This window comes from Pseudomonas sp. PVC-5-1 (assembly GCF_057444345.1).
This window is the reverse complement of sequence record NZ_CM172024.1, coordinates 3,484,179-3,506,578: the sequence shown is the minus strand read 5'-3', so window position 1 is coordinate 3,506,578 and position 22,400 is coordinate 3,484,179. Positions and strand designations below refer to the sequence as shown.

Here is a 22,400-nt window from a genome sequence, read left to right as displayed (position 1 = left end):
GCTTAACAGGACGGCGCAGTGGCAGATAATGACAACGACAGATCCGCCACACCTTTCAATGGACTTTTAGCTCGGGCGTTTTCACATGATTCAAGCAGCCTCGATGGACCAGCGAAGCTTCCGCAAGCTGTTGAGCCGCAACGTCGGCCTACCCCTGGGGGTTGGCCTGCTGGGGGCCGTGGCCTTCGTTGCGGTGATCAACTACCTGCTTTCGGCCTTGCAGTGGGTCGAGCACACCGACCGGGTGATCGGCAATGCCAACGAAGCGGTCAAACTGTCGATCGACATGGAAACCGGCATGCGTGGCTTCCTGATCACCGGCGATGAGCGTTTCCTCGACCCCTACGAGGTGGCCAAGCCGCGCATTTTCGGCAGCCTGCAGAGCCTGCGCGGCATGGTCGAGGACAACCCGCAACAGGTCGAACGCATCGACCGGCTGATCGCCCTGCAGCAAGCGTGGAACACCTTCGGCAGCGAGATGATCAACTTGCGCCGCAGCCAGGGTGATTACCGCGCCTTGATCGGCAACGGCCGCGGCAAGCGCCTGACCGACGAGATCCGCAAGGAGTTCGACAACCTCATCGGCAGCGAACAACAATTGCGCATGGCGCGCAACGAGCGGGTCAACAGTGTGACCGTCACGGTCATGTCGTCCTTCGTGCTGTTCATCGTCGGCCTCAGCGCCTTGCTGGCCTACCTCGGGCGGCGCGACCTGCTGGCGCTGTCCGCTACCTATGACGAAAACTTCCAGGCCCAGCAGCGCGCCGCCGAACGCCTGGAGCATCAGGCCTGGCTGCGCAACGGGCAGACGCAACTGTCCGAACAGGTGCTCGGCCAGCTGACCCTGCCCATGCTCGGTGACAACATCCTGCGTTTCTTCGCCAGCTACCTGGGCAGCGTGGTAGGCGCGTTGTACGTGCGTGACGAACATGGCCGCCTGGTGCGTGTTGCCAGCTATGGCCTAGATGCCGAGGAGCAGGCGCGCGAGCAGGTACTGGGTGACCACGAGGGGCTGCTGGCCCAGGCCGTGCGCGAAGCGAGGCTGCTGCGTCTGGACGACTTGCCTGAAGACTATTTCCACCTCAGTTCCGGCCTTGGCAGGGGCCTGCCGCGCAGTGCCATGCTGATGCCCTCCAGCGACGACGGGCAGATCAACGGCGTGCTGGAGCTGGGCTTCCTGCGGCCGTTGCAGGAGCGTGACGAAGAGATGCTGCAGCGGGTCCGTGGCAACGTCGGTATTTCCATCGAAAGCGCCCGTTACCGGCAGCGCCTGCAGGAGGTGCTGGCCGAAACCCAGCAACTGAACGAAGAGCTGCAAGTGCAGCAGGAAGAACTTAAAACAGCCAACGAAGAGCTCGAAGAGCAATCCCGCGTGCTCAAGGAGTCCCAGGCCCACCTGGAAACCCAGCAGGCGGAGCTTGAGCAGACCAACGAGCAGCTGTCGGAGCGCACCGAGGCGCTGGACCGCAAGAACGACGAACTGCTCCAGGCCCAGGACGAGCTGCAGGCGCGCGCCGAGGAACTGCAGCGTTCGAGCAAGTACAAGTCCGAATTCCTCGCCAACATGTCCCACGAGTTGCGCACGCCGCTGAACAGCTCGCTGATCCTGGCCAAGCTGCTGGCGGAAAACGGCGAGGGCAACCTCAGCGACGAGCAGGTCAAGTTCGCCGAATCCATCTATTCGGCCGGCAACGACCTGCTCAACCTGATCAACGACATTCTCGACATCGCCAAGGTGGAAGCAGGCAAGCTCGAAGTGCGCCCCGAAAGCACCCAGTTGGAACGCCTGGTCGAAGGCCTGCGTGGCATGTTCGAGCCGTTGGCCGGGCACAAGGGCCTGGCCTTCGAGGTGACCACCGAGGCGCAGGTGCCGGCCACGCTGTTCACCGACCGCCAGCGCCTGGAGCAGATTCTCAAGAACCTGCTGTCCAACGCCATCAAGTTCACCGAGCGCGGCCAGGTCAGCCTGAACATCGGTTACCAGCCTGGCACCGGCATCGTCTTTGCCGTGCGCGATACCGGTATCGGCATCGCCGCCGACCAGCAGCAGGCGATCTTCGGCGCATTCCACCAGGTGGATGGCACCAGCAACCGCCGTTATGGTGGCACCGGCCTGGGCCTGTCGATTTCCCGCGACCTGGCGCACCTGCTGGGTGGGCAGATCAGCGTCGACAGCAGCCCCGGCCAGGGCAGTGTATTCAGCCTGATCCTGCCGGAGCGCTATGAGCGCGTGGAGCAGGATATCGAGCCGCTCAGCCTGCGCCCTGCGGTCGATAGCCTGCCACCCGCGCCGCAGGCACCAGTGGTGGCGGCACCGAAACGCCCGACACCAGCGTTTGCCGATGACCGTGAGCGCGCGCCGTTCGGCAACCGCTGCATCCTGGTGATCGAAGACGAACCGAACTTCGCCCGCATCCTCTTCGACCTGGCCCACGAGCTGGGTTACAGCTGCCTGGTGGCGCAGGGCGCCGACGAGGGCTTCGAACTGGCCGTGCAGTACATCCCCGATGCCATCCTGCTGGACATGCGCCTGCCCGACCATTCCGGCCTGACCGTGCTGCAACGCCTGAAGGAGCAAGCGAGCACCCGGCACATCCCGGTGCATATCATTTCCGTTGAGGACCGCGTCGAGGCCGCCATGCACATGGGTGCCGTCGGCTACGCGGTCAAGCCCACCAGCCGTGAACAACTCAAGGAAGTTTTCGCCCGGCTGGAGGCCAAGCTGACCCAGAAGCTCAAGCACATCCTGCTGGTGGAAGACGACGACCTGCAGCGCGAGAGCATTGCCCGCCTGATCGGCGACGACGATGTCGAGATCACCGCTGTGGCCATGGCCCAGGATGCCCTGGCGTTGCTGCGCGAGAATATCTACGACTGCATGATCATCGACCTCAAGCTGCCGGACATGCTTGGCAACGAGTTGCTCAAGCGCATGACCGCCGAAGACATCCGTGCCTTCCCGCCGGTGATCGTGTATACCGGGCGCAACCTTACCCGCGAAGAAGAAGCCGACCTGCTCAAGTATTCGCGCTCGATCATCATCAAGGGCGCCCGCTCGCCGGAGCGCCTGCTCGACGAAGTGACGCTGTTCCTGCACAAGGTCGAGTCGCAGCTGTCCAACGAACGCCAGCGCATGCTCAAGACCGCGCGCAGCCGCGACAAGGTTTTCGAAGGCCGCAAGGTGCTGCTGGTGGACGACGACGTGCGCAACATCTTTGCCCTGACCAGCGCGCTGGAGCACAAGGGCGCGATCGTCGAAATCGGCCGCAACGGCCGCGAGGCCATCGAGCGCCTGGAGCAGCATGACGACATCGACCTGGTGTTGATGGATGTGATGATGCCGGAGATGGACGGCTTCGAGGCCACCCGGCTGATCCGCCAGCAACAACGCTGGCGCAAGCTGCCGATCATTGCCGTGACCGCCAAGGCGATGAAGGATGACCAGCAGCGTTGCCTGCAGGCCGGCGCCAACGACTACCTGGCCAAACCGATCGACCTGGACCGCTTGTTCTCGCTGATCCGTGTGTGGCTGCCGCAACTGGAGCGAATTTGACTAGCGAACGTAACACCGATATCGAAATCCGCTTGCTGATCGAGGCCATCTACCTCAAGTACAGCTACGATTTCCGCAACTATTCCGGCGCGTCGATCAAGCGCCGGATCCTGCATGCGCTGCGCCAGTTCGACTGCCTGACGGTGTCGGCGCTGCAGGAGCGCGTGCTGCACGACCCAGGCATGTTCATGCAGTTGCTGCAGTACCTGACGATCCCGGTCAGCGAGATGTTCCGCGACCCGGGGCACTACCTGGCGCTGCGCAACGAAGTGGTGCCGCTGCTGCGCACCTGGCCGTCGATCAAGGTGTGGATTGCCGGCTGCAGCACGGGTGAGGAGGTGTATTCGATGGCCATCCTGCTACGCGAGGAGGGCCTGCTGGAGCGCACCATCATCTACGCCACCGACATCAACCCGCATTCGCTGGACAAGGCCAAGCAGGGTATCTACTCGATGCAGAGCATGCGCGAGTACGCCGAAAACTATCGCATCGCCGGTGGCCGACGGGACTTTGCCGAGTACTACACGGCAGCCTACGGCAACGCCATCATGGACAGCACCCTGCGGGACAACGTGACTTTCGCCGACCACAGCCTGGCCACCGACAGCGTGTTTTCCGAAACCCAGCTGGTGTCGTGCCGCAACGTGCTCATCTACTTCAACAAGGAACTGCAGGACCGCGCCCTGGGCCTGTTCCACGAGTCCCTGTGCCACCGCGGCTTCCTGGTGCTGGGCAGCAAGGAATCGGTGGATTTCTCCGCCTACAGCGAGCGCTTCGAGCCGCTGGTCAAGCCCGAACGGATCTACCGCAAGTCATGAAAGGCGTACGCGCGATGGTGATCGGCGCCTCGGCCGGCGGCGTTACAGCGCTATTCAGTGTGCTGGGCGCGTTGCCGGCCGGCTTCGCCATTCCGGTGATATGCGTGCTGCACCTGCCGGATGACCGCCACAGCCAGCTGGCCGAGGTGCTGCAACGTCGCCTGCGGCGGCCAGTGTGCGAGGCCTGTGACAAACAGCCGCTGCGCCCCGGGCAGATCTACGTGGCCGGGCCGGGTTATCACCTGTCGGTGGAGCGTGACCTGACCCTGTCGCTGAGCCAGGAGCCGCCGGTGCATTTTTCCCGGCCGGCGATCGACTACCTGTTCATGTCGGCGGCCGATGCCTATGGTGCCGGCCTGCTAGGCATGTTGCTCACCGGGGCCAACGAGGATGGCGCAGAAGGCCTTGCCTATATCAAGCGCAACGGGGGCCGGACCGTGGTCCAGGACCCTTGCGACGCACAGGTGGCGCTGATGCCGGAGGCCGCACTGGCCCTGCACCAGCCCGACCATATTCTTTCTCTGAGTGGCATCGAGCGATTGCTCGCCGCCCTGGAACCCAGCGCATGCTAAGCCACACCATCGCCAAACTGCTGATCGTCGACGACCTGCCAGAAAACCTGCTGGCCCTCGACGCCCTGCTCCAGGGCCAAGACCGCGAGGTGCACCAGGCCCAGTCGGCCGAGGCAGCGTTGTCACTGTTGCTTGAGCACGAGTTCGCCCTGGCCATTCTCGACGTGCAGATGCCGGGCATGAACGGTTTCGAGCTGGCCGAGCTGATGCGCGGCACGGAAAAGACCCGCAACATCCCCATCGTGTTCGTCACTGCCGCCGGGCGCGAGATGAACTACGCGTTCAAAGGCTATGAAAGCGGCGCGGTGGACTTTCTGCACAAGCCGCTCGACACCTTGGCGGTGAAGAGCAAGGTGTCGGTGTTCGTCGACCTGTACCGCCAGCGCAAGGTGCTCGACCGCCAATTGCAGGCCCTGGAACGCAGCCGCCAGGAGCAGGAGCTGCTGCTGGCCCAGCTGCAGACGGCGCGGGGTGAACTGGAGCATGCCGTGCGCATGCGCGATGACTTCATGTCGATCGTGTCCCACGAGGTGCGCACCCCGCTCAATGGCCTGATCCTGGAAACCCAGCTGCGCAAGCTGCACCTGGCACGCGGCAACCTTGCCGCCTTCAGCGTCGACAAGCTGCAGGCCATGGTCGAGCGCGACGAGCGGCAGATCAACAGCCTTATCCGCCTGGTCGAAGACATGCTCGATGTATCGCGCATCCGCACCGGCAAACTGTCGCTGCGGCCCAAGGCGTTCGACCTGGGCCTGCTGGTGCGCGGCCTGGTGGAGAACTTTGCCGCCCAGGCCAGCGCACTGGACACCCATATCGAGTTGCAACGCTGCGAGCCGCTGCTGGGCGAGTGGGACGAGTTTCGCATCGAGCAGGTGCTGGCCAACCTGTTGTCCAATGCCTTGCGTTATGGTGAGCGCAAACCGGTACAGGTGCGGGTGTTCGAGCAGGACGGCCAGGCCTGCGTGCAGGTGCAGGACCATGGCATCGGCATCTGCGTGGCCAACCAGCAGCGCATATTCCAGCAGTTCGAGCGGGTCGCCACCCAGCAGGCCAGTGGTGGGTTGGGCCTGGGGCTGTACATATCGGAGCAGATCGTCCAGGCCCATGGCGGGCGCATATTGGTGGAGAGTGAAGAGGGCAAAGGCGCCACCTTCACCTTGCAATTGCCACTGGCAACCTGCGAACAACAAAACGACCAGGCAAGGGCAACCTCTGCGTGAGCCTGGGGTCTGATGGCCAGCTGTAAGTATTTCAAGGCGTTGACATGAGTGAAGATGCACAAGATGTAGTACTGGTGGTCGAGGACGAACCGGCGATTCGCATGATCCTGCGTGATTACCTGGCAGGCGAGGGCTACCACGTGCTGGTGGCCGAGGATGGCGAGCAGGCGTTCGCGATCCTGGCGAGCAAGCCGCACCTCGACCTGATGGTGACGGACTTCCGCTTGCCGGGCGGGATTTCCGGGGTGGACATTGCCGAGCCGGCGGTGAAGTTGCGGCCGGACCTGAAGGTGATCTTCATCAGCGGCTACCCGGCGGAGATTCTCGAGTCCGGCAGCCCGATCACCCGCAAGGCACCGATCCTGGCCAAGCCGTTCGACCTGGATACCTTGCACGAGCAGATCCAGTCGCTCCTGCGCTGACTGTGTTTGCCTCTTCGCGGGCGCGCCCGCTCCCACAGGTTCTGTGCAAATCTTGAAGCCTGCGGGTTTCCTGTGGGAGCGGGCAAGCCCGCGAAGAGGCCGGTGCAGGCTAGCGCAGTGTCCGCTCCAGCCCACCCACCAGCATGCTTTCCATCAACCCCAGCCCCTGTTCTTCGGGCAAGGCCTTCAACAGCCCCGGCAACTGGTTCAGCAGTGTCGCCACCACATGCGCCGTGGCCACAAGGGCCTCCCCCTGCAACTTCGCCTGCGGTGCGATCAACCTCAGCAACCCCGCCTCATAGCGCTTGCGCAGCAGGGCCAGGCGCGCCTGCTGGTCGTCGCTCAGGCAACAGAAATCACGCTCCGCCAGGCGAAACTGCATGGGCCGCTCGGCATGCAGCTGCCAGTGCGCGGCAATCAGGCAGCTCAGCGCCGACGCCCCGCGAGCCATTGCCCGGCGCCCCTGGTCCAGGGTGGCCTGCAATTCCTCGTACAACTCCTCGATCAGGTCGTACAACAAGTCCTGCTTGCTGGGGAAGTGGTGATACAGCGAGCCTGCGGTAAGCCCCACATGGGCCGCCAGCTCGCGCATGCTGACCTGGCCGAAGCCCTTTTCGGCAAACAGCGCCATGGCCCGGTCACGTCGCTCTTCAAAGTTGGCACAGCGCATCGCGGCATTGACCGGGGGCATGGCGTTCGCTCCTCAGTAGGTGAAGAAACCGCGGCCGCTCTTGCGCCCCAGCCAACCGGCCGCGACCATTTCCTTGAGCAACGGGGCAGGGCGGTACTTGCTGTCATTGAAGCCTTCATGGAAGGCCTCCATGATCGCCAGCAGGGTGTCCAGGCCGATCAGGTCGGCCAGGGCCAGCGGGCCGATCGGTTGGTTGCAGCCCAGGCGCATGCCGGTGTCGATGTCCTCGGCACTGGCCAGGCCTTCCTGGCGCACGAAGATCGCTTCGTTGATCATCGGCACCAGGATGCGGTTGACCACGAACCCAGGGCGGTTGCCGGCGGTGATCGGGGTCTTGCCGACCTTTTCGGTCACCACCAGCGCCTGGGCGTAGGTGCTGTCGCTGGTCTGCAGGCCGCGAATGATCTCGACCAGCGCCATCATCGGCACCGGGTTGAAGAAATGCACGCCGATGAAGCGTTCGGGGTGCTCGATGCTGGCCGCCAGCTGGGTGACCGACAGCGACGAGGTGTTGGTGGCGATCAGGCAGTCGGCGGCGACGTTGGCGGCCACCTGCTGCAGGATGCGCTGCTTGAGCTGCAGGTTCTCGGTGGCGGCTTCGATCACCATTTGCGCGCTGCTGAGCTGGGTGTAGTCGGTGCTGGTGCGAATACGGGCGCGGGCAGCGGCCGCCTTGTCGGCGTCGAGGGTACCCTTGGCGACCTGGCGCTCGAGGTTCTTGCTCAAGGTGGCCACGCCGCGCTCCAGCGCAGCGTCGGAAACGTCCACCAGCAGCACCTGGTAGCCGGCCACCGCACACACCTGGGCAATGCCGTTGCCCATGGTGCCTGCGCCGATCACGGCAATCTGTTCAATGCTCATGTGTCAGGCTCCGTCAGACGCGCTCGAAGACCAAGGCGATGCCTTGGCCACCACCGATGCACATGGTGGCCAGGGCATAGCGGCCCTGGATGCGCTGCAGCTCATGGATGGCCTTGGTGGCGATGATCGCGCCGGTGGCGCCCACCGGGTGACCCAGGGAAATGCCCGAACCGTTGGGGTTGACTTTTTCCGGGTCGAAGCCCAGTTCGCGAGCCACGGCACAGGCCTGGGCAGCGAAGGCTTCGTTGGACTCGATCACGTCCAGGTCCTGCACACTCAGGCCGGTCTTCTCCAGCACCTTGCGGGTGGCCGGGATCGGGCCAAGGCCCATCAGTTCAGGCTCGACGCCGGCATGGGCATAGCCCACCAGGCGGGCCAGGGGCTTCAGGCCCAGGCGGCGCACCGCATCACCAGTGGCCAGTACCAGGCCGCCAGCGCCGTCGTTGATGCCACTGGCGTTGCCGGCGGTGACGGTACCGTCTTTCTTGAACACCGCCTTCATCCCTGCCAGTTGCTCGGCGGTCACCTCGCCACGCACATGCTCGTCAGTGCTGAACTGCACGCTGCCCTTGCGGGTTTTCAGTTCCAGCGGAACGATCTGGCTGGCGAAGCGGCCTTCGGCAATGGCGCGAGCGGCGCGGCGCTGGCTGGTCAGGGCCAGTTCATCCTGCATTTCGCGGGTAATGCCGTGCTTGGCCGCAACGTTCTCGGCGGTGATGCCCATATGGAAGTGTTCGAACGGGTCCTGCAGCACGCCGACGGTGTAGTCGATGCCTTGCAGGTCACCCATGCGAGCGCCCCAGCGTGCCTGCGGCAGCAGGTACGGGCCACGGCTCATGGATTCGGCGCCCGCCGCCACGGCCACGTCGGTGTCGCCGAGCAGCAGGCATTGGGCTGCCGAGATGATGGCCTGCAGGCCCGAGCCGCACAGGCGGTTGACGTTGAATGCCGGGGTTTCCTTGGGGATGCCGGCGTTCATTGCCGCTACGCGGGCCAGGTAGGCGTCACGCGGTTCGGTGGGGATCACCGTGCCCATCACCAGGTGGCCGACTTGCTCGGCGGCCACGCCCGAGCGCTCGATGGCGGCGCGGGTGATGGCGCTGGCCAGGTCGGCCAGCGGCAGGTCCTTGAGGGAACCGCCAAAACCACCAATGGCTGAACGGACGGCACTGACGACGTAGATTTCTGCGCTGCTCATAGGGGCTCCGATTGCGAAGGCATGGCGGGACCGGGCCAGGCTCTGCGAGAATGGCCGACGATCCCGGAGTGGGACCGAGTCTAGGCAAAGGCTCTGTTGCAGCCTATGCCGGAACTGTTCAGACAACCTGGCACTTTTTGCCACTCAGCATAGACAGCGAAAACCGCCATGCGCGATAGCGATTCGGTCGCCGTGTACTTCCTCAATGCCATGCTCCATGCCCTGCGCGACTGCCCCGCCGAACGCGATGCGCAGCTGCGTGCGGTGGGCATCGACCCACAACTGCTCGAGCAGCCCCAGGCGCGTGTACCGGCCAAGGCCTTCGCCCAGCTGTGGCTGGCGCTGATCCAGCGCCTGGACGATGAGTTCTTCCGCCTCGACAGCCACGGCATGCCGCCGGGCAGTTTCGCCCTGATCTGCCGGGGCCTGATCCTGGAGCCGAACCTGGAGAAGGCCTTGCGCCAGTGCATGGGCGGTTTTGGCCTGTTCCTGCGCGATCTGCGCGGCAGCCTGACGGTACGTGGCGGGCGGGCGCTGATCAGCGTGCAGTCGAGCATCGCCGACCCGCTGACCCGGGTATATGCCGAGGAAACCTACCTGGTGCTGATGATCGGCATGCTGTGCTGGCTGGCCGGGCGGCGGATCGCCATCGACCGCACCGAGCTGGCGGTGTCGCGCCCGGCCCAGGAAGACGACCTGCTGCTGTGGGGGCCGGACCTGCGCCTGGGCAGCGGGCGCACCGAGGTGGAGTTCGACAGCGCCTACCTGCGCCTGCCGGTGGTGCAGGACCTGGCGGCCCTGAAAACCTTCCTGCGCAGTGCGCCACAGGGGCTGGTGATTCGCTTTCGCAACCAGAACGGGCTGGTGGCCGAAGTGTACCGGCACCTGCGGGCGCGGCGTTATGGGCAGTGGCCGACGCTGGCGGCGCTGGCGCAGCAGCAGGGGGTCAGTGCTAGTACTTTCCGTCGGCAGCTGGAGCGGGAAGGGCGTTCGTACCAGCAGATCAAGGATGAGGTGCGCCGGGCAATGGCCTTCGAGCGGTTGCGCGAAGGGGAGTTGAGCATTGCCGAGATTGCCGAGCAGACCGGGTTCCAGGAGCCCAGTGCGTTTCACCGGGCGTTCAAGAAGTGGACCGGGCAGAGCCCCGGCAGCTACCGGGCGCGGTTGGCCGGGCGGTAGCGTCCACCTGCACCGGCCCTTTCGCGGGCTTGCCCGCTCCCACAGGTGCAGCACAGCTTTCAGGCCCTGTGCGATCCCCGTAGGAGCGGGCAAGCCCGCGAAGAGGCCGGTACAGGCTACCGATCAATGATCAGGCCGGCACCATGGCAAACCCGACCCCGAAGCGGTTCCAGGCATTGATGGCGGCAATTGCCAGGGTCAGGTTGGCCACCTCGGCCGGCTCGAAGTGTTCCTGCAAGGCTTCATATTCCGCCTGCGGCGCGCCGTGCTCGGGCAGCCTGGTCAGGCTCTCCACCCAGGCCAGCGCAGCACGTTCGCGCGGGGTGAAGTAGGCGGTTTCCTGCCAGACGCACAAGGTCTGTAGGCGTGCCTCGGTCTCACCGGCCTTGCGCGCATCGTTGGCGTGCAGGTTGACGCAGTAGGCGCAGCCGTTGATCTGCGAAGCCCGCAGGCGCACCAGTTCCAGCAGGGAATTCTCCAGGCCGCTCTTGGCCAGGGCCTGCTCCAGGCCGACCATGGCTTTGTAGGCCTCGGGGGCGTGCTTGGCCCATTCGATACGGTTGTGCATGGCTGTCTCCAAAGGGTGTGGGGTGGGGATGGCGCTACTGTAGCGCCGCACGTTGGCCTCCCCGATAGCCAATCACGCGCATAAGCGGGAGGCCAATCGGCCATTTGGGAGGCCACTGACAGGCATCCAATCTCTTCATTTCTGCCAGGCTGCCGAAGCCCGGATAATGATCAGGTCTTGCAACAGGGGAACCGATTCATGTCCGAAGAACGCTACATGCGCGAAGCGCTCGACCTTGCCCGCGCCAACATTCAGGCCGGTGGCCGGCCCTTCGGCGCCGTGCTGGTGTACCAGGGGCAGGTGCTGGCGCGTGCGGTCAACGAGATCCACAGCACCCAGGACCCGACCGCCCACGCCGAGATGCAGGCCATCCGCAAGGCCAGCCATGCCCTGGGTCAGGCACGCCTGGACGGCGCCGAAGTCTACGCCAGCGGCCACCCATGCCCGATGTGCCTGGCGGCCATGCACCTGTGCGGCATCGAGCGGGCCTGGTTTGCCTACGACAACGCCGAGGGCGAACCCTACGGCTTGTCCACCGCGGCGGTATACGCGCAGATGGCTCGCCCGCCCCAGCAACAGTGCCTGCCGCTGCGCGCCCTGAAGCCCAGCGGCGAAGCCGGTCTTTACCTTGGGTGGAAACAGGCCAACGCACAATGAGAGCGGCATTGAACCTGCTGCTGGTCATCCTGCTGGCACTGAACCTGCGGCCGATCCTGACCAGCATCGGCCCGTTGCTCGAACCCATGCGCGCAAGTACTGGCCTGGGTTACCAGCAGGCGGCCTTGCTGACGGCGTTGCCGGTGCTGTGCATGGGCCTGGTGCCCTTGCTGCAACCCTGGTTGCGGCGCTGGATCAGCGAACATGGCGGCATGCTCGCTGGCCTGTCTGCCATCGCCCTGGCCTGCCTGTGGCGCCTGCAACTGGGCAGCGCCTGGGCGCTGATTGCCAGTGCGGTGGTCGCCGGCCTGGGGGTGGCGGTAGTGCAGGGCATGATGCCGGGGCTGGTCAACCGCTGGTTTCCCGGCCGCCTGGCGGGGGCGATGGGCCTGTATTCGGCAGCGCTGATGAGCGGCGGCGGCCTGGCCGCCGTGCTCGGGCCACACATCAGTGGCTACTTCGGCCACTGGCAGGTCGGCCTGGGCGTGTGGGCGATCCCGGCTGTGCTGGCGGTGCTGGCCTGGGCCGTGCTGCGGCCGCGCCAGGAGGCGGCGAAACTGGCCGGTGCCGCCGGCGGTCATTGGTTCGGTACGCGTCGGGCCTGGTTGCTGGCGCTGTACTTTGGCTTGATCAACGGTGGCTACACCAGCATGGTGGCCTGGTTGCCGGCCTATCACATCGAGCATGGTGGCAGCGCCCAGGGCGGTGCCGACCTGGTTGGCCTGATGACCATCTTCCAGGTGGCCGGTGCATTGGGCTTGCCGCTGTTGCTGCGGCGCTGGGCAGACCGACGCCCGGGCCTGTGGCTGGCCTTGGCGATCCAGCTGGTGGGTTTTCTCGGCCTGCTGCTGGCACCCACGCTGGCCTCGGGGCTGTGGGTGGCGATGATCGGTTTCGGTCTGGGCGCCTGCTTCAGCCAGAGCCTGACGCTGACCCTGGAGCACCTGAAGACGCCTGCCGAGGCTGGCAGCCTGGCGGCGTTCGTGCAGGGCATCGGCTTCATCATCACCGGCATGGTGCCTTACGTCACCGGCTGGTTGCGCGACATGAGCGGTGATTTCCAGGCCTCGTGGACGCTGCTGACCGTGACCGTGGTGGCGATGCTGCTGGTTACCACGTGGTTCAACCCTCGCGGTTATGCCGCGGCGATTGCTCGCCCGGTAGTGGCGGGCAAGACCGCGCCGGTCAACTGAGGCGCTGCAGGGTGTCGCGCACCCGGTCCAGCGCCGGGTCGATGTCCAGCAGCTCGATGGCGCCGAAGCCCAGCAACAGCCCCGGACGCACTGGCACTTCGCTGAAAAACGGCGCGAGCGAATACAGGCCGACCTCCACCTTGCGTGCGAGGTTGGCCAGCAGCTCGACATCGACCCCAGGTTTGGCCAGGGCGCTGAGGTGGAACCCGGCGCTGGCGGGGATGGCGCTGAACCACGGTGCCAAGTCGCCGCCCAGCCGCGCGAGGATGCGTTCGCGACGGGCGCTGTAGACCTCGTGGCAACGGCGGATGTGCTTGTTCAGGTGGCCTTCGCCGAGAAAGCGCGCCAGTGCCCACTGCAACAGGGTCGGGCTGTGCCAGTCGCTGAGGTGCTTGGCCACGCAAGCCGCCTTCAGCACGTCGGGCGGCAGCACGGCATAGCCCAGGCGCAACTCGGGCAGCAAGGTCTTGGAAAAGGTCCCCACATAGGCCACCAGGCCATGGCGGTCGAGGCGCTGTAGAGCGTCTGCGGCTGGGCCGTGGTAGCGGAACTCGCAGTCGTAGTCGTCTTCGATGATCAACGCACCCAGCTCGGCGGCCCGTGCCAGCAGGGCGTGCCGGCGTGGCTCGCTCATCGGCATGCCCAGCGGGAACTGGTGCGAGGGCGTCACATAGATCAGCCGGGTGCCGTCGGCGATCTGCTCCACGCACAGCCCTTCATCGTCCACCGGTACCGATTGCAGGCGCGCACCCAGGGCCAGGAACAGTTGCCGCGCTGGCGGGTAGCCCGGGTCTTCCATGGCTACCTGGCAACCCGGCTCGACCAGTACCCGTGCGATCAGGTCCAGTGCCTGCTGGGCGCCGTTGCACACCAGCAGGTCAGCGGCGCTGCAGTGCACGCCGCGGGCATAGGCGACATGATGGGCAATGGCCTCGCGCAGCTCCGGCAGGCCCTGGGCAGGGAACTGCCGCTCGGGATGGCGCTGGCTGCGGCGCAGGGCATAGTTCAGGCAACTGCGCCACTGGTCGAACGGAAACTGCGCCTTGCTCGAGGCCCCGCCGATGAAGTCGTAACGCGACGGAGCCTCCAGCTGGCGTCGGCTCAGCACGGTGGCGCGCTGCTGCCAGCGCTCGAGCGACGCGGCACCAGCCAGGGGAATGGCGGGCGATTCGCTGCTGCGCAGCGGCTGGCGCGGGGTGACGAAGGTGCCCCGGCCGACCACGCCGCTCAGCAGGTTGTCATAGGTCAGCCGGGAATAGGCCTCGGCCACGGTCTTGCGCGACACGCCCAACTGCTCTGCCAGCAGGCGGCTTGGCGGCAGTTGGGTGCCGGCGGCCAGGTGGCCGCTGTCGATGCCGGCACGCAATTGCTGGTAAAGCTGGTCGGCCAGGCCTTTGCGGCCTTCCAGGCGAATGTGCAGTTCCATGGAGCGGTCCGGAGCGGGGAAGTGCTCAGGATAGCGGATTGGCCGCCGAAGGGCATGGGGCCGCTTTGCGGCCCATCGCCGGCAAGCCAGCTCCCACAGGGATAGCACATGGCTTGAGGTCTTCGCGGTCTGCCTGTTCTGGCCTCATCGCCGGCAAGCCAGCTCCCACAGGTACTGCACAATGCTTGAGGTCGGTGCAGTCGAGGTGGGAGCTGGCTTGCCGGCGATGGGCCGCAATGCGGCCCCCAGGCAAGCGGTAGGTAATCAGAAGCGTGCCGTGCTCACCGTGATGTAGCCCTTGTCTGCCAGCGCGATACGTATCACCGTCTCGTCCGCCGGCGCCTTGCGGTTGCGCTTGATGCGAACGCCTTCCACCGCCGCCGCTTTCATATGCTCGGTGATGGCCCGCCCGTTCGGGTCGAAGAACAACTCGCTGGCCAGCAACTCGATACGCTCGATCAGTTGGCGGGAGCGTTCATCGGTGGCGCAGAAGAACATCACCCCCGACAGGTGGGGGTCTTCGTCCGGGTTGTTCATGTCATGGGCCAGCAGTTCGCGCAGGGTGCTGCGCAATTCGGCAGTGGGGCGGGCGTACAGGTGCATGCGGAACCTCCTCTGGATCGCGACCTTGCGTCATCCAGTGCCGATCATGTTTTCAGTGGGCAGGGGGCAACAAGTAGGACGCATCCGAGCAATGCGTAGGAGTTTTCTGAAGATGCAGGAGTGACACCGCAAGCTGGCGGGAGGACGGTCCCTGCGGCACAATTTGCCGCCCGCTACCCGCCTTGCCGAGGATTGCCATGAACAGCCATTTCCAAGCCGTCGACCTGAAAAAGGCCTATCGCCTGCTGAACCACGGCCCGACGGTGCTGGTGTCGGGCAGCCACGAAGGGGTGGACAATGTGATGGCGGCCGCCTGGGCCTGTGCGCTGGATTTCGACCCACCCAAGGTGACTGTGGTACTCGACAAGACCGCCCGCACCCGGCAGTTGGTGGAGGGCAGTGGCTGGTTCGTGATCCAGGTGCCAACCGCGGCGCAGGCGCAGCTGACCCACCAGGTGGGTACCCGCAGCCTGTTCGACCAGCCCGACAAGCTCGCCAGCATTGGTGTGCAGCTGGCGCGGGTCGAGGGGCATGCGGCGCCCTTGGTGGAGGGCTGTTCGGCCTGGTTGATGTGCCGGGTGATCGACGAGCCGCACAACCAGAACACTTACGACCTGTTCATTGGCGAGGTGGTGACGGCCTGGGCCGATGACCGGGTGTTCCGCGATGGCCACTGGGCCTACGAAAATGCCGACCCGCAGTGGCGCAGTTTGCACTACGTGGCGGGTGGGCATTTTTATGCGATAGGCGAGCCGGTGGTGGTCGATTCGCAAAGATGATTACACCTGTCCCGGCCTCATCGCCGGCAAGCCAGCTCCCACAGGTATCACACCAGGCCAGAAGCCTGTGCAGTACCTGTGGGAGCTGGCTTGCCGGCGATAGGGCCGCATGGCGGCCCCCTGTCAGCATCAGCGCCCGACCTCCTGCTTGAAGCGCAAGCGCCAGCCATGCAGTAACGGTTCGGTATAGCCACTGGGCTGCTGCCGCCCCTTGAACACCAGCTCCCGCGCAGCGCGGAAGGCATGCGATGCCTCGAAACCGGCGGCCATCGGCCGGTACGCCGGGTCCCCGGCATTCTGCTGGTCGACCACGCCGGCCATGCGTTGCAAGGTCGCCTCGACCTGCTCGGCATCGACCACCCCGTGGTGCAGCCAGTTGGCAATGTGCTGCGCCGAAATCCGCAAGGTCGCGCGGTCTTCCATCAGGCCCACATCATGGATATCCGGCACCTTGGAACAGCCGACCCCTTGCTCGACCCAGCGCACCACGTAACCGAGGATACCCTGGCAGTTGTTGTCCAGCTCGGCCTGGATTTCGGCTGCGCTCCAGGGCCGCTCGGGGCTGACCGGGACACTGAGCAGGTCATGCAGCAACTCGGCGCGCTGGGCATTCAGGTCAACCTGTTCCAGCGTTTGCTGCACGGCCGCCACATCCACCTGGTGGTAGTGCAGCGCATGCAGTGTCGCGGCTGTGGGCGAGGGCACCCAGGCCGTGTTGGCGCCGGCCCTGGGCTGGGCGACTTTCTGTTCCAGCATGGCCGCCATCAGGTCGGGCATGGCCCACATGCCCTTGCCGATCTGCGCCTTGCCGCGCAGGCCACAGGCCAGCCCCACCAGTACGTTGCTGCGCTCATAGGCCTGGATCCAGGCACTGCCTTTCATGTCGCCCTTGCGCAGCATGGCGCCGGCTTCCATGGCCGTGTGCATCTCGTCACCGGTGCGGTCGAGGAAGCCGGTATTGATGAACACCACCCGTGACGCGGCGCTGGCGATGCAGGCTTTGAGGTTGACGCTGGTACGCCGCTCCTCGTCCATGATGCCCATCTTCAGCGTGTGTGCGGGCAGGCCCAACAGGGCTTCGACGCGGCCGAACAGCTGGTCGGCAAAGGCCACCTCGGCCGGCCCGTGCATCTTCGGCTTGACGATGTACAGGCTGCCCTCGCGGGAATTGCCACGGCGCTTGAGGTCATGCAGGCCGATCAGGCTGGTGACCACGGCATCGAGGATGCCTTCCGGGATTTCCCGGCCATCGCGGTCGTGGATGGCCGGGTTGGTCATCAGGTGGCCGACGTTGCGGATGAACAGCAGCGAACGGCCCGGCAGAGTCAGGGGCTGGCCGTCTGCGCCGTGGTAGTGGCGGTCTTCGGCCAGGGTGCGTTCGAAGGTCTTGCCGCCCTTGCTGACCTGTTCGCTGAGGTCGCCCTTCATCAGGCCGAGCCAGTTGCGGTAGACGTTGACCTTGTCGTCGGCGTCCACGGCGGCTACCGAGTCTTCGCAGTCGATGATGGTGGTGAGCGCGGCCTCCAGCAGGATGTCCTTGACCCCGGCCGGGTCCTGCTGGCCGATGGCGTTGGCCGGGTCGACCTGGATTTCGAAATGCAGCTGGTGATGCTGCAACAGGATCGCTGTTGGCGCGTTCGGCTCACCTTGGTAGCCACGCAGTTGCGCGGGGTGCCTGAGGCCGACCTGGCGGCCATCGGCCAGGGTTACCTGCAGCGTGCCCTGGCTGATCGCGTAGGCCTTGGCGTCGTTGTGCGACGCACCGTCGAGGGGGGCCGCGGTGTCGAGGAACTGCCGGCCATAGGCGATCACCTTGGCGCCGCGTTGCGGGTTGTAGCCCTGGCCACGTTCGGTGCCCTCGGTTTCGGCGATGGCATCGGTGCCGTACAGGGCATCGTACAGCGAGCCCCAGCGGGCGTTGGCGGCGTTGAGGGCGTAGCGGGCGTTGCTCAGTGGCACCACCAGTTGCGGGCCGGCCTGCACGGCGATCTCGCGGTCGACGTTGCGGGTGCTGACCTGCACGCTTGCCGGGGGCTCTACAAGGTAGCCGATGCCTTCCAGGAAATGCTGGTAGGCGGCCATGTCACGGATCGGGCCGGGGTGCTGGCGGTGCCAGTTGTCGAGTTCTGTCTGCAGGCGCTCGCGTTCGGCGAGCAGGGCGCGGTTTTGTGGTGCGAGGTCGTGGACCAGGGTGCTGAAACCTTGCCAGAAGGTGCGGGCTTCGATGCCGGTGCCGGGGAGGACTTCATCTTCGATGAAGCGCTGCAGGGTGGGGGCGATCTGGAGTGGATGGTTTGGCATTGTCTGTTCGCTCTATGTTCAGGCTTCTGGATAAATGTTGCTTTTGCTGGCCTCTTCGCGGGTAAACCCGCTCCTACAGGTGCTGCACCCGTCTCAGGCCTTGTGAAAGCCCTGTGGGAGCGGGCAAGCCCGCGAAGAGGCCGGCACAGGATTCAGAGAGCAGCCGCCCCGGCCTTGGCCACCTGGGCATCCTGCTCGGCCTTGACCCCGGACACGCCGATCGCCCCCACCACCTGGCCATCCACCCGCAGCGGTACGCCACCTTCCAGGCTGGTCAGCAGCGGCGCGGTAACGAAAGCAGTACGGCCACCATTGACCATTTCCTCGTAATCTCGCGTCTCCTTGCGCCCCAGTGCGGCAGTGCGGGCCTTTTCCATCGCGATGTAGGCGCTGGCCGGCGCGCAGCCGTCCAGGCGCTCCAGGGCCAGCGGGTGGCCGCCGTCGTCGACCACGGCAATGGTCACGTTCCATTGTTGTGCCTGGGCTTCCTGGCGGGCGGCGGTCAGCACTTTGGCGACTTCGGCCTGGCCGATAACGGACTTGCTATGCATGGTGGTTCTCCGGGTTCAAGGCTGCTTCGACGATTTCGATCCAGTGCCGCACCGGTGTGCGCCCGGCCCCGTCGAGGTGGGCTTGGCAGCCGATGTTGGCGGTGGCGATGACTTGCGGTTTGCCGCTTTCCAGGGCGTTGAGGCGGTTGTCGCGCAGTTGTAGCGACAGCTCGGGTTGGGTCAGCGAATAGGTGCCGGCCGAGCCGCAGCACAGGTGGCCGTCCGGTACCGGGGTCAAGGTGAAGCCAAGGCGTGTCAGCAATGTCTCCACCGCACCCCCCAGCTTCAGCGCGTGCTGCAGGGTGCATGGGCAATGGAAGGCCAGGCGCTGTTCGACGCACACGCCCAGTTGCTCGACCGGCTCGTCGCGCAGCACCTCCACCAGGTCGCGGGACAGGGCGCTGACCCGTGCGGCCTTGGCGGCGTAGCGCGGGTCCTTTTCCAGCAGGTGGCCGTAATCGCGCACGAACGCGCCGCAGCCGCTGGCGGTTTGCACGATGGCCTCGGCGCCGGCTTCGATGGCAGGCCACCAGGCATCGATATTGCGCCGCGCCCGTTGCAGGCCTTGTTCCTGGGCATTGAGGTGGTAGTCCACCGCGCCACAGCAGCCGGCCTGCCGGATTGGCACCACGCTGATGCCCAGGCGGTCCAGCAGGCGTGCGGCGGCGGCATTGGTGTTGGGCGACAGGGCCGGTTGCACGCAGCCTTCCAGCATCAGCACCCGCCGCGCATGGCGCGGTGCGGGGCGTTGGCCGGGGGCGGTGACCCGCGCCGGCAGCTTGCGCTTGAGCGTGGCCGGTAGCAGTGGGCGCAGGGCCTGGCCACTGCGGGTCAGGGCCTTGAACAGCGCCGGGCGTGGCACCACTGCACGCAGGCCCTGGCGCAGCAGGCGCTGGCCGAGCGGGCGTGGCACCTGCTGTTCGACCACGGCGCGGCCAATGTCCAGCAGGTCGTGGTACTTCACCCCGGAAGGGCAGGTGGTTTCACAGTTGCGGCAGGTCAGGCAGCGATCCAGGTGCAACTGGGTGCTGGCGGTGATCGGCGCGCCTTCGAGCATCTGCTTGATCAGGTAGATGCGCCCGCGTGGGCCGTCCAGTTCATCGCCCAGCAGCTGGTAGGTGGGGCACGTGGCGGTACAGAAGCCACAGTGCACGCAGGAGCGCAGGATGCTTTCGGCCTCGTCGGCGCGGGCCAGGCGTCGGGCGGTTTCGCTCAGGTTGGTTTGCATGGTCTGGCCTCACAGGTCCGGGTACAGGCGGCCAGGGTTGAACACACCCTGGGGGTCGAGTTGCTGCTTGAGCGCTCGGTGGTAGCGCATCAGCGCGGCGGGCAGCGGTGGGCTGCTGGCAGCGCCAGGGACATGGCAGGTGGCGTGGCCACCGACCTTGGCGACCTGCTCGCGGATGTGCTGCGCCGGTGCCGTGGACTTGAGCCAGCGCTGCGCGCCACCCCAGTCGATCAGCTGCTGGCCGGGCAGGTCCAGCTCGCCGGTGGTATTGGGCACGGACAAGCGCCACAGCGGCGCGGGGCCGGCAAAGAAAGCCAGGCGCTGCTCGCGCAGGTCGCTCCAGAAGCTGCTGTCCAGTGCCTCGCCGCCCAGGCGCTGGCGTGCCGACTGCACCGAGCCTTCGCCGCCTTCCAGGCGCAGGTACAGCGCGTCACCGTCATGGCAGGCCGCACTGATCGGCAGCGGCTGCTGGCCCCATTCGGCCAGCTCCGCCAGCGCCTGGTGGCGGCCCATCGGCAGGCGCAGGCTGAGGCACTGGCGCGGGCGTGGCAGCACTTTCAGCGACACCTCGGTCAGCAGCCCGAGGCAGCCGAAGCTGCCCGCCATCAGCCGCGACACGTCGTAGCCGGCAACGTTCTTCATCACTTCGCCACCAAAGCGCAACAGCTTGCCGTGGCCGGTGATTACCCGCGTGCCCAGCACATAGTCACGCACCGACCCGGCCCACGGCCGCCTGGGGCCCGACAGCCCGGCCGCGACCATGCCACCCAGGGTGGCGTCGGGGCCCAGGTGCGGTGGTTCGCAGGGCAGCATCTGGCCAGCCTCGTGCAGCGCTGCCTCGATCTCGCGCAGCGGCGTGCCGGCGCGGGCAGTGAGCACCAGCTCGGTCGGGTCGTAGCTGACGATGCCGCGGTGGCTGCGGGTGTCGAGTACCTCGCCGGCCACCGGGCAGCCGAGCATGGCCTTGCTGTTGCCACCCTGGATACGCAGCGGCGTGGCCTGGTTCAGCGCCTGGTTGACCTGCTCCAGCAGGGCCTGGCTGATGTCGCGGTCCATGCTCATCAGAAGCGCTCCAGTTCGGGAAAGGGCAGTTGCCCATGGTGCACGTGCATGGCGCCGAATTCGGCGCAGCGGTGCAGGGTGGGGATGTTCTTGCCGGGGTTGAGCAGGCCTTGCGGGTCGAAGGCAGCCTTGATCGCATGGAACAGGGTGATTTCGTCGCTGTTGAACTGTGCGCACATCTGGTTGATCTTCTCGCGCCCCACGCCGTGCTCGCCGGTGATGCTGCCGCCCACGGCCACGCACAGCTCGAGGATTTTGCCGCCGATGGCTTCGGCACGTTCCAGCTCGCCTGGCAGGTTGGCATCGAACAGGATCAGCGGGTGCATGTTGCCGTCGCCGGCATGGAACACGTTGGCCACGCGCAGGCCGTATTCGGTGGACAGGTCGCTGATGCCCTTGAGCACCCGTGGCAGTTCGCGGCGCGGGATGGTGCCGTCCATGCAGTAGTAGTCCGGGGAGATGCGCCCCACCGCCGGGAAGGCGTTCTTGCGCCCGGCCCAGAAGCGCACGCGCTCGGCCTCGTCGCAGGCCAGCCGCACATCACGTGCACCGGCCTGGGCCAGCACGGCGGCGACCCGTTCGCAGTCATCGTGCACATCGGCTTCGACGCCATCCAGTTCGCACAGCAGGATGGCCGCAGCGTCAACCGGGTAGCCGGCGTGGATGAAGTCCTCCGCAGCGCGGATCGCCAGGTTGTCCATCATCTCCAGGCCGCCGGGGATGATCCCGGCAGCGATGATCTCGGCCACTGCCCGGCCGGCGTCCTCGACGCTGTCGAAACTGGCCAGCAGCACCCGTGCCACCTGGGGCTTGGGCAGCAGCTTGACGGTGACTTCGGTGACGATGCCGAGCATGCCTTCGGAGCCGGTGAACAGTGCCAGCAGGTCGAAACCGGGGCTGTCCAGGGCATCGCTGCCAAGGGTCAGGCGTTCGCCCTCGACCGTGAGGATTTCCACCTTGAGCAGGTTGTGCACGGTCAGGCCGTACTTCAGGCAGTGCACGCCACCGGCGTTCTCCGCAACATTGCCGCCGATGGAGCAGGCTATCTGCGAGGATGGGTCCGGCGCATAGTACAAGCCGTGGGGCGCGGCAGCCTGGGAGATGGCCAGGTTGCGCACGCCGGGCTGCACACGGGCGAAGCGGCCTTGCGGGTTGACCTCGAGAATGCGGTTGAAACGCGCCATCACCAGCAGGATGCCTTTTGCCAGCGGCAGGGCGCCGCCCGACAGGCCGGTACCGGCGCCGCGTGCCACCACCGGCACACCACGCTGGTGGCAGAGCCTGAGCAGGGCCTGCACCTGCTCCAGGCGCTCGGGCAGCACCACCAGCAGCGGCACCGTGCGGTAGGCTGAGAGGCCGTCGCATTCATAGGGCTTGAGGTCTTCCTCGCGGTGCAGGATCTCGAGGTCCGGCAGGGCAGCGCGCAGCGCTTGCAGCAGCGCCCCCCGGTCCACGTCAGGCAGCGCGCCATCGACGCGTTCGTCGTAAAGGATATTCATCGGCTCACTCGGCAACGGT

20 protein-coding genes are annotated in these 22,400 nt (G+C 66.0%); 9 read left to right on the top strand and 11 right to left on the bottom strand.

Annotated features, from left to right (window positions below; translation table 11 throughout):
- The first annotated feature begins 85 nt into the window (after positions 1 to 85).
- From AC2T3R_RS15820 to AC2T3R_RS15800, 5 genes are read left to right on the top strand one after another with little or no spacing between them, the layout of a single operon-like run.
- Positions 86 to 3,553 carry a response regulator gene (locus AC2T3R_RS15820; RefSeq protein ID WP_486743910.1) on the top strand — a complete coding sequence of 1,156 codons (3,468 nt, stop codon included), beginning with the start codon at positions 86 to 88 and terminating at the stop codon, positions 3,551 to 3,553.
- A complete protein-coding gene (locus tag AC2T3R_RS15815) occupies positions 3,550 to 4,371 on the top strand; it encodes a CheR family methyltransferase (RefSeq protein WP_003259474.1) in 822 nt (273 codons plus the stop codon). Before AC2T3R_RS15820 ends, AC2T3R_RS15815 begins: the two co-directional genes overlap by 4 nt.
- Entirely contained in the window at positions 4,368 to 4,943 is a 576-nt protein-coding gene (locus AC2T3R_RS15810; protein ID WP_013973112.1) for a chemotaxis protein CheB, read from the top strand. The genes AC2T3R_RS15815 and AC2T3R_RS15810 overlap by 4 nt, the downstream gene beginning before the upstream one ends.
- Positions 4,937 to 6,163: a hybrid sensor histidine kinase/response regulator gene (locus AC2T3R_RS15805; RefSeq protein WP_015270804.1), complete on the top strand. Its 1,227-nt coding sequence runs from the start codon at positions 4,937 to 4,939 to the stop codon at positions 6,161 to 6,163. Before AC2T3R_RS15810 ends, AC2T3R_RS15805 begins: the two co-directional genes overlap by 7 nt.
- Before the next feature lie 44 nt (positions 6,164 to 6,207).
- Positions 6,208 to 6,585: a response regulator gene (locus AC2T3R_RS15800; RefSeq protein ID WP_003256176.1), complete on the top strand. Its 378-nt coding sequence runs from the start codon at positions 6,208 to 6,210 to the stop codon at positions 6,583 to 6,585.
- Between the two features lie 109 nt (positions 6,586 to 6,694).
- On the opposite strand, the gene AC2T3R_RS15795 is transcribed toward AC2T3R_RS15800, so the two are convergent.
- The 3 genes from AC2T3R_RS15795 to AC2T3R_RS15785 are packed head-to-tail and all read right to left on the bottom strand — an operon-like array spanning position 6,695 to position 9,335.
- The gene (locus AC2T3R_RS15795) at positions 6,695 to 7,276 is read right to left on the bottom strand and encodes a TetR/AcrR family transcriptional regulator (protein ID WP_013973110.1); all 582 of its coding nucleotides are present in this window, start codon (positions 7,274 to 7,276) and stop codon (positions 6,695 to 6,697) included.
- 12 nt (positions 7,277 to 7,288) lie between these two features.
- Positions 7,289 to 8,137, bottom strand: a complete 849-nt coding sequence (locus AC2T3R_RS15790) for a 3-hydroxybutyryl-CoA dehydrogenase (protein WP_061551711.1) — start codon at positions 8,135 to 8,137, stop codon at positions 7,289 to 7,291.
- Between the two features lie 13 nt (positions 8,138 to 8,150).
- On the bottom strand, positions 8,151 to 9,335 hold the full coding sequence (locus AC2T3R_RS15785; RefSeq protein WP_486743909.1) for an acetyl-CoA C-acyltransferase family protein: 1,185 nt from the start codon (positions 9,333 to 9,335) through the stop codon (positions 8,151 to 8,153).
- A 168-nt stretch (positions 9,336 to 9,503) separates the two neighbouring features.
- On the opposite strand from AC2T3R_RS15785, the gene AC2T3R_RS15780 reads away from it, so the two are divergent.
- The gene (locus AC2T3R_RS15780; RefSeq protein WP_003259468.1) at positions 9,504 to 10,514 is read left to right on the top strand and encodes an AraC family transcriptional regulator; all 1,011 of its coding nucleotides are present in this window, start codon (positions 9,504 to 9,506) and stop codon (positions 10,512 to 10,514) included.
- Between the two features lie 130 nt (positions 10,515 to 10,644).
- Here AC2T3R_RS15780 and AC2T3R_RS15775 read toward each other — a convergent pair whose 3' ends face one another.
- On the bottom strand, positions 10,645 to 11,082 hold the full coding sequence (locus AC2T3R_RS15775) for a carboxymuconolactone decarboxylase family protein (RefSeq protein WP_015270800.1): 438 nt from the start codon (positions 11,080 to 11,082) through the stop codon (positions 10,645 to 10,647).
- A 198-nt stretch (positions 11,083 to 11,280) separates the two neighbouring features.
- On the opposite strand from AC2T3R_RS15775, the gene AC2T3R_RS15770 reads away from it, so the two are divergent.
- Together AC2T3R_RS15770 and AC2T3R_RS15765 are read left to right on the top strand one after the other, a co-directional pair.
- Entirely contained in the window at positions 11,281 to 11,739 is a 459-nt protein-coding gene (locus AC2T3R_RS15770; RefSeq protein ID WP_410952806.1) for a nucleoside deaminase, read from the top strand.
- Positions 11,736 to 12,932, top strand: a complete 1,197-nt coding sequence (locus AC2T3R_RS15765) for a CynX/NimT family MFS transporter (protein ID WP_486743908.1) — start codon at positions 11,736 to 11,738, stop codon at positions 12,930 to 12,932. The genes AC2T3R_RS15770 and AC2T3R_RS15765 overlap by 4 nt, the downstream gene beginning before the upstream one ends.
- On the opposite strand, the gene pdxR is transcribed toward AC2T3R_RS15765, so the two are convergent.
- Together pdxR and AC2T3R_RS15755 are read right to left on the bottom strand one after the other, a co-directional pair.
- On the bottom strand, positions 12,925 to 14,358 hold the full coding sequence (gene pdxR, locus AC2T3R_RS15760; protein ID WP_486743907.1) for a MocR-like pyridoxine biosynthesis transcription factor PdxR: 1,434 nt from the start codon (positions 14,356 to 14,358) through the stop codon (positions 12,925 to 12,927). The two genes, AC2T3R_RS15765 and pdxR, sit on opposite strands and share 8 nt — an antisense overlap.
- 264 nt (positions 14,359 to 14,622) lie before the next feature.
- Positions 14,623 to 14,961 carry a hypothetical protein gene (locus AC2T3R_RS15755; RefSeq protein WP_085591035.1) on the bottom strand — a complete coding sequence of 113 codons (339 nt, stop codon included), beginning with the start codon at positions 14,959 to 14,961 and terminating at the stop codon, positions 14,623 to 14,625.
- Between the two features lie 197 nt (positions 14,962 to 15,158).
- On the opposite strand from AC2T3R_RS15755, the gene AC2T3R_RS15750 reads away from it, so the two are divergent.
- On the top strand, positions 15,159 to 15,740 hold the full coding sequence (locus AC2T3R_RS15750; protein WP_486743906.1) for a flavin reductase family protein: 582 nt from the start codon (positions 15,159 to 15,161) through the stop codon (positions 15,738 to 15,740).
- A 129-nt stretch (positions 15,741 to 15,869) separates the two neighbouring features.
- Here AC2T3R_RS15750 and AC2T3R_RS15745 read toward each other — a convergent pair whose 3' ends face one another.
- From AC2T3R_RS15745 to glcD, 5 genes are all read right to left on the bottom strand, one after another.
- A complete protein-coding gene (locus tag AC2T3R_RS15745) occupies positions 15,870 to 18,041 on the bottom strand; it encodes a malate synthase G (protein ID WP_486743905.1) in 2,172 nt (723 codons plus the stop codon).
- Between the two features lie 152 nt (positions 18,042 to 18,193).
- Positions 18,194 to 18,592 (bottom strand): heme-binding protein, encoded by a 399-nt coding sequence (locus AC2T3R_RS15740; protein WP_003260918.1) that lies wholly within the window; start codon positions 18,590 to 18,592, stop codon positions 18,194 to 18,196.
- Positions 18,585 to 19,820 (bottom strand): glycolate oxidase subunit GlcF, encoded by a 1,236-nt coding sequence (gene glcF, locus AC2T3R_RS15735; protein ID WP_410952801.1) that lies wholly within the window; start codon positions 19,818 to 19,820, stop codon positions 18,585 to 18,587. The genes AC2T3R_RS15740 and glcF overlap by 8 nt, the downstream gene beginning before the upstream one ends.
- Positions 19,821 to 19,829: 9 nt before the next feature.
- On the bottom strand, positions 19,830 to 20,882 hold the full coding sequence (gene glcE / locus AC2T3R_RS15730) for a glycolate oxidase subunit GlcE (RefSeq protein ID WP_410952800.1): 1,053 nt from the start codon (positions 20,880 to 20,882) through the stop codon (positions 19,830 to 19,832).
- Positions 20,882 to 22,381, bottom strand: coding sequence for a glycolate oxidase subunit GlcD (glcD, locus tag AC2T3R_RS15725; protein ID WP_367245576.1), 1,500 nt, complete (start codon positions 22,379 to 22,381; stop codon positions 20,882 to 20,884). Before glcD ends, glcE begins: the two co-directional genes overlap by 1 nt.
- Positions 22,382 to 22,400: the final 19 nt, after the last annotated feature.

Excerpts from the sequence above, each read along its gene's own strand:
- glcE (WP_410952800.1), bottom strand. The coding sequence starts at position 20,882 with ATGAGCATGGACCGCGACATCAGCCAGGCCCTGCTGGAGCAGGTCAAC.
- AC2T3R_RS15820 (WP_486743910.1), top strand. The coding sequence starts at position 86 with ATGATTCAAGCAGCCTCGATGGACCAGCGAAGCTTCCGCAAGCTGTTG.
- glcD (WP_367245576.1), bottom strand. The coding sequence starts at position 22,381 with ATGAATATCCTTTACGACGAACGCGTCGATGGCGCGCTGCCTGACGTG.
- AC2T3R_RS15775 (WP_015270800.1), bottom strand. The coding sequence starts at position 11,082 with ATGCACAACCGTATCGAATGGGCCAAGCACGCCCCCGAGGCCTACAAA.
- glcF (WP_410952801.1), bottom strand. The coding sequence starts at position 19,820 with ATGCAAACCAACCTGAGCGAAACCGCCCGACGCCTGGCCCGCGCCGAC.
- AC2T3R_RS15745 (WP_486743905.1), bottom strand. The coding sequence starts at position 18,041 with ATGCCAAACCATCCACTCCAGATCGCCCCCACCCTGCAGCGCTTCATC.
- AC2T3R_RS15795 (WP_013973110.1), bottom strand. The coding sequence starts at position 7,276 with ATGCCCCCGGTCAATGCCGCGATGCGCTGTGCCAACTTTGAAGAGCGA.
- AC2T3R_RS15805 (WP_015270804.1), top strand. The coding sequence starts at position 4,937 with ATGCTAAGCCACACCATCGCCAAACTGCTGATCGTCGACGACCTGCCA.
- pdxR (WP_486743907.1), bottom strand. The coding sequence starts at position 14,358 with ATGGAACTGCACATTCGCCTGGAAGGCCGCAAAGGCCTGGCCGACCAG.
- AC2T3R_RS15750 (WP_486743906.1), top strand. The coding sequence starts at position 15,159 with ATGAACAGCCATTTCCAAGCCGTCGACCTGAAAAAGGCCTATCGCCTG.
- AC2T3R_RS15785 (WP_486743909.1), bottom strand. The coding sequence starts at position 9,335 with ATGAGCAGCGCAGAAATCTACGTCGTCAGTGCCGTCCGTTCAGCCATT.
- AC2T3R_RS15800 (WP_003256176.1), top strand. The coding sequence starts at position 6,208 with ATGAGTGAAGATGCACAAGATGTAGTACTGGTGGTCGAGGACGAACCG.
- AC2T3R_RS15765 (WP_486743908.1), top strand. The coding sequence starts at position 11,736 with ATGAGAGCGGCATTGAACCTGCTGCTGGTCATCCTGCTGGCACTGAAC.
- AC2T3R_RS15790 (WP_061551711.1), bottom strand. The coding sequence starts at position 8,137 with ATGAGCATTGAACAGATTGCCGTGATCGGCGCAGGCACCATGGGCAAC.
- AC2T3R_RS15780 (WP_003259468.1), top strand. The coding sequence starts at position 9,504 with ATGCGCGATAGCGATTCGGTCGCCGTGTACTTCCTCAATGCCATGCTC.
- AC2T3R_RS15810 (WP_013973112.1), top strand. The coding sequence starts at position 4,368 with ATGAAAGGCGTACGCGCGATGGTGATCGGCGCCTCGGCCGGCGGCGTT.
- AC2T3R_RS15770 (WP_410952806.1), top strand. The coding sequence starts at position 11,281 with ATGTCCGAAGAACGCTACATGCGCGAAGCGCTCGACCTTGCCCGCGCC.
- AC2T3R_RS15740 (WP_003260918.1), bottom strand. The coding sequence starts at position 18,592 with ATGCATAGCAAGTCCGTTATCGGCCAGGCCGAAGTCGCCAAAGTGCTG.
- AC2T3R_RS15755 (WP_085591035.1), bottom strand. The coding sequence starts at position 14,961 with ATGCACCTGTACGCCCGCCCCACTGCCGAATTGCGCAGCACCCTGCGC.